4 protein-coding genes and 1 pseudogene are annotated in these 4,190 nt (G+C 35.8%); 2 read left to right on the top strand and 3 right to left on the bottom strand.

The window, feature by feature from the left end:
• Nucleotides 1–61: 61 nt before the first annotated feature.
• Nucleotides 62–304, top strand: a pseudogene (locus FS666_RS18805) (DNA-binding transcriptional regulator); the annotation flags it as partial.
• Nucleotides 305–379: 75 nt separating this feature from the next.
• Nucleotides 380–1,012 carry a type 1 glutamine amidotransferase family protein gene (locus tag FS666_RS18800; RefSeq protein ID WP_144463738.1) on the top strand — a complete coding sequence of 211 codons (633 nt, stop codon included), beginning with the start codon at nt 380–382 and terminating at the stop codon, nt 1,010–1,012.
• A gap of 37 nt (nt 1,013–1,049) precedes the next feature.
• Here FS666_RS18800 and FS666_RS18795 read toward each other — a convergent pair.
• The 3 genes from FS666_RS18795 to FS666_RS18785 form a co-directional block, all read right to left on the bottom strand.
• Nucleotides 1,050–2,092, bottom strand: a protein-coding gene (locus FS666_RS18795) for an IS630 family transposase (protein WP_260842239.1) whose coding sequence is annotated in 2 segments (ribosomal slippage) — nt 1,050–1,589 and nt 1,592–2,092 — 1,041 coding nt in all. Because the reading frame shifts where the segments join, the coding sequence is not laid out codon by codon here.
• Nucleotides 2,093–2,662: 570 nt separating this feature from the next.
• On the bottom strand, nt 2,663–3,274 hold the full coding sequence (locus FS666_RS18790) for an ABC-2 transporter permease (RefSeq protein ID WP_144463737.1): 612 nt from the start codon (nt 3,272–3,274) through the stop codon (nt 2,663–2,665).
• Entirely contained in the window at nt 3,267–4,124 is an 858-nt protein-coding gene (locus tag FS666_RS18785) for an ABC transporter ATP-binding protein (RefSeq protein ID WP_144463736.1), read from the bottom strand. Before FS666_RS18785 ends, FS666_RS18790 begins: the two co-directional genes overlap by 8 nt.
• Nucleotides 4,125–4,190 lie beyond the last annotated feature (66 nt).

The following is a 4,190-nucleotide window of genomic DNA, read 5'->3' as shown; positions in this document are numbered from 1 at the left end:
TATACCAAAGGCTGGAGCCCTTTTTGTATTTAGTTACTAGATTTTACTTTCGTAATTCAGGTTGATTATTAATGGAGATAAAAGGGCATTGGGAGATATTTGCCAACATTGGTTTTTAGGACATTATTTACAAGAGTGGACTTCAAATCAAGCAGTATTTCTCCTTGAGAAAGATATGATACATACATATGTACCTTATTTACTTTTACCGTACGGTAAATCTATTCGAGTTATTGAGCCAATCAGTCTTAAGAAAAGACTGATTGAAGTTTTGTCGGAATTAATAAAATTTCATCAAATTTGATAACTTCCCTGACGCTAGGTGTCAGGGAAGTTATGTTATATTTGGCTATATTAAATGTGATTGGAGTGTTATTGGATGCAAACAAAAAAAGTTTTTCTTTATGTATTTAATACAATGTCGGACTGGGAATATGGATATTTAATTGCTGAACTAAACTCAGGAAGATATTTCAAAAAAGATTTAGCACCTTTAAAAGTAATTACAGTAGGAGCTAATAAAGAAATTATTAATACAATGGGAGGACTGAGCATAAAACCAGATATTTCCCTTGATGAGTGTACTCTTGAGGGTACGGATCTTATAATTTTACCTGGAGGGAATACTTGGGGAGAAGATATTCATCAACCTATTTTGAAAAAAATTGGCGAGGCTTTAAAGCTTGGCACTATTGTTGCTGCAATTTGTGGTGCAACTGAGGGACTAGCGAATGTTGGATATCTAGATTCTAGAAAGCATACAAGCAATGACTTAGAGTATATTAAAATGGTCTGTCCTAATTATAAGGGAGAAAAATTTTATGAGATGGAACCTGTAGTGTCTGGCGAGAATTTGATTACTGCATCAGGAGTAGCTCCTCTGGAATTTGCAATGGAAGTAATGAAGAAATTAGATGTATTTGCACCAGATACATTGCATTCATGGTATAACCTAAATAAGACTTATAAACCTGAATACTTCTTCCAGTTAATGAATTCAATAAGTAGATGAACTAAAAAAATCAACTTATATAAGTTGAATTAAAGATTTACATCTTAACGCAAAGACGGTCTATGACTTCGTCCGTCCTTGTGTTGATGTCTAAAACAAACTTTCTTACATTGATCCTGATTTCCTGAACTTTGGCATAGAAGACATTATTAATAATAGTTTCTTTCATCCATTTCCAAAGCCCTTCAATCAAGTTTAACTCAGGACTGTACGGCGGAAGAAAGACCAGTTCAAGTCGGTCTTGATTCTCTTCCAAGAAAGGCTGAATCAACTTGGCATGGTGGATTCTTGCATTATCCAATATCATGACAATCTTTCCAGTGGGATATTTTTTCAAAATAAGCTTCAGGAATTCAAGAAAGACTTCGGCGTCATAATGTTCGGCCTCGGACACAAAGACCTCTCCGGTTTCGTAATTCAGGGTGCCCAGCAGTTTGGCTCCCCGGTGTTGTCCGTAAGTAGGAATGAGTCTTTGGCAGCCCTTTAGGAACCAGGATCTCTGGATAGCTTGGTAATCCCTGATCATGGATTCGTCTTCGAATAAGAGATGATCGATCTCTTCGTTCAAAAGCTTTTTTTTAGTGACGGAAAGGTTTCGTTCTTGAATTCTTCCTGTTTTTTCGGGTCCGCCTTTTTTAAGGTGTAAGTAGGCCTGGTATAACTGAGCCCAAGATCTTCAAGGAGCCTTGAAACTCCACGAAGCGTATAGGTTTGACCCCATTCCCTTTCGATGAAATCAACCATGATGGAAAGCGTCCAGTTATAGTGGTTATCATAACCCACATCATGTGGTGTTTGATAAGCGATGATCTGGATGAGCTCATGCTCCTGCTGTTCAGTCAATTTTCTTGGGGCGCCCGGGGATTGGCCCATCTCAAGCCCATCCAACCCTTCACTCCGATAGATTTGGATATATGAAGAAACCGTCTTAGTGGAACGAAGGACAATATCGGAAATATCCTTCTGTTTATATCCTTTGAGGTAAAGGTGGATGACCTGGTATCGTTCAAACATACGTCGATCATTAGTTTTCTTCATAGCTTCCTTGACAAGTGAAGCTTCCGGTTGGGTTTGGCTCATTGTTCTCATCCTCTCGATTGGACTTTTTTACTTAATACCCTATAGAGAGGGAATCAGAACCTTTTAAATTCAACATATATAGCAGTTTGATATTAGTTTAAATAATTACCATGCTTTAGACGATGTCTAAGCATGGTTTTTGTATATAACTTAAAATAAAGACCTTAAAAAGCAGTATAAATGCAACTTGAATAACGAACATACATTCTTGTTTTTAGTTTGAACGTTTTCTTATAAAAAGTCAATCAATAATCAAGAAATATTGCGGATGCTCAGGAACAGTACTTAACGGAACATAAGACAGACTTTGGATAGTGGGGAGAGATTTCTGTCTTGGTTAAAGTGCGATATTTATAATAAAGTTTGATACAATTAAGTTACGTGGCTATTTTTCGATAGTTCTGCAATTGAGCCAAGTTGGTGATTTATCCAAGCAATAATCCTCTAAACTTTTATGGTAGATGATATTAATACGAAAAGAATCCATTTTGACTAAAGGTTTCAAAATGGATTCTCTTATTTGTCTTAAAATATAGGGGACTGCTTGTATAGTGCGTAATAAGATTTAACTTAAAACACCTTCCGCTGATAAATAAATTGGCTGACCATCCAAGAGGTTAGATAAAGAATAATAGAAAGCGCTGCGCCACTAAGGTAAAGTGCTGTTGTTGATAAGCTTGTAAGAAAATCTGTAATAGTTGTGAGATGTTTTGCCAGGAATCGGATAAGGGGTGGCAGAACAACTGCTGAAATTATCATTCCGACTAAAACTGCTACGCCTATATAACCGGGTTTTAATATATAAAACATCGGAAATGCAAATGCAGAAAAGACGAAGAATAATCCCATAGCGATGGTTATATCTTTAATCATAAAGCCATAATTAAATATATATAGAATGATACTAGCTACACCTATTGATAAAGTCATGTATGCAATGCCACCGATGTATTTTGCGGAAACGATCTCTTTTCTCGTATATGGCAAAGAATTAAGAAGGATATTAGACTCTACCTGTTCATCATAAATATATCCATTCAACGGTATATAGGCGCCCGCCAACAAAAAAATGAAGGCTGGACTCATATGATCTCCGAAAATCGCGAAAAATATAATGAATGGAATAAAAAGTATTATTTGTGATTTTTGTATAACGAAATCTTTTTTTATCAAGTTAAACATATTGGCTGGCTCCTTTCGTATAAAACATAATATCCTCTAAGGAGGCTTCCTCCATAACTACTTGATCTCCTAATAATCTTCTTACTTCTTCTGCATTATTTGTTATTGCTTGAAATTCAGTCGAAGAATGTTCGATACTCATAAAACTTTTTTCAATGTCGTGATCGAGTAGATTGGCATTTCCTTTGACTAGCGCATAACGCTCCTGTATATCACTTATCGACTCATTGAAGAGAATCTTTCCATTATGAAGGAAAGTAATATTGTCTGCAATCCGCTCTAAATCACTGGTTATATGAGTGGAAAAGAGGATAGTCCGCCTTCCATCAGCCATCAGTTCTTTTAAGATATCCAACAGTTCTCTTCGGAAAACGGGGTCCAATCCGGCTGTCGGTTCATCCATCATAATAAATTCAGCTTCATGAGATAGAGCCATTGCTAAAGAAGTTTTCATTAGCATTCCTTTTGAAAAGGTTTTTATTGCTTTAGTTAACGGGAGTTCAAACTTCTTGATATAATCATAAAATTGATTGTCACTCCAATTTTTATAGGCTGGACCAATGATTTTCCGAATATCTTTTAGATTTAAGCTTTCATAAAAGACATTACTATCATAGACAAATCCTATGCGTTCCTTGATTTCCTTTCCATGCTTAGCATAACCCTTTCCAAATACCTTTATTTCACCTGAATCTGGTTGCAAAAGATTCATTATTAACTTCATGGTGGTTGATTTTCCTGCTCCATTTGCCCCTACGAAACCTGTTATTTGACCTTGTTTTACTTGCAAATCGATATGCTCCAAAGAAAAGCCTTTAAAATATTTGTTTACATTTTTAAATTCTACTATGTTTGTAAAGAATCACTTTGTTCCGTCAAAAACAGGCCTTCTTTATTCAAATTCCTTCAGCGTGAT

This window comes from Siminovitchia fortis (assembly GCF_007681465.1).
In the GTDB taxonomy this organism is placed as follows: Bacteria; Bacillota; Bacilli; order Bacillales; family Bacillaceae_C; genus Siminovitchia; species Siminovitchia fortis.
Note: the sequence above shows the minus strand (reverse complement) of the source record. Positions and strands in the feature narration are given on the sequence as shown.